Raw genomic sequence first — 1,046 nt, 5'->3', positions numbered from 1 at the left:
TGTTGCGCAAAGGCGTATGTAGGATTCATCTCGTGAATCCAGCGTGGTAGCTGGGGCGGCATGAGCAGACCTCTCCCGCCGAGCTACAAAACCAAGAACTGGCCGTCCTACAACGAAGCGCTGAAGCAGCGGGGCTCTCTGACGATCTGGTTCGATCCGGACATGGTCTGGGTGCCGCGACCCACAGGCAAGCAAGGCCGTCAGCCGCAGTATAGCGATGCCGCGATCCAGACCTGCCTGACGATGAAGGTCCTGTTCGGCATGGCGCTCCGGCAGACAACAGGCTTCGTCGAGAGCCTCTTGCGTCTGGCTGGTCTCGACTGGAGTGTGCCGGATTTCAGCACGCTCAGCAGGCGCCAGAAGACCATGGCCGTGGCCATTCCCTACCGCGGCTCGCAGGGGGCGCTGAACCTGCTGATCGACAGCACCGGCATCAAGGCGGAAGGCGAAGGCGAGTGGCATGCGCGCAAGCACGGCGGCGCGAAACGTCGTCTATGGCGCAAGATCCATATCGGTGTCGACGAGCACACGCTGGAGATCCGAGCCATCGAAGTCACCGGTAGCAATGTCGGCGATGCGCCAATGCTGCCCGAGTTGCTGGATCAGATCCCGGCGGACGTCGAGATCGGATCGGTCACCGCCGACGGGGCCTATGACACCCGCAAGTGCCACGACGCCGTCGCCGACCGCGGTGCCGATGCTGTTATACCACCCCGCAAGAACGCCAAGCCCTGGAAGCCCTCGACCGCAGGCGCCATTGCGCGGAACGAGGCGCTGCGCGCATCGAAATACCTCGGCCGCGCCATCTGGCGACGATGGAGCGGATACCACCGCCGAAGCCGCGCCGAGACGAAGATGCATTGCGTGAAGTTGCTGGGGCAGAGCCTCATGGCACGCGACTTCGATCGCCAAGTCGCAGAACTCCAAGTCCGCGCCGCCGTGTTGAACGGCTACACCGCGCTCGGAATACCTGTCACCGAGCCCATGGGATAAGTGCGTCCGGGGAAAGGGGAGCCTCGGCTATCAGGCGATTTGCGCAACAGAGC

Annotated in this window: 1 protein-coding gene; it reads left to right on the top strand. The window is 63.5% G+C overall.

Translation table 11 applies throughout. The features are described 5' to 3' along the window. Positions 1 to 60: 60 nt before the first annotated feature. Positions 61 to 993 (top strand): IS5 family transposase, encoded by a 933-nt coding sequence (locus tag C8N44_RS23085; RefSeq protein ID WP_107979013.1) that lies wholly within the window; start codon positions 61 to 63, stop codon positions 991 to 993. The last annotated feature ends 53 nt before the right edge of the window (positions 994 to 1,046 follow it).

It is taken from the genome of Allosediminivita pacifica, assembly GCF_003054175.1.
In the GTDB taxonomy this organism is placed as follows: domain Bacteria; phylum Pseudomonadota; class Alphaproteobacteria; order Rhodobacterales; family Rhodobacteraceae; genus Allosediminivita; species Allosediminivita pacifica.
Note: the sequence above shows the minus strand (reverse complement) of the source record. Positions and strands in the feature narration are given on the sequence as shown.

Coding starts and splice junctions, on each gene's coding strand:
- C8N44_RS23085 (WP_107979013.1), top strand. CDS start 61: ATGAGCAGACCTCTCCCGCCGAGCTACAAAACCAAGAACTGGCCGTCC.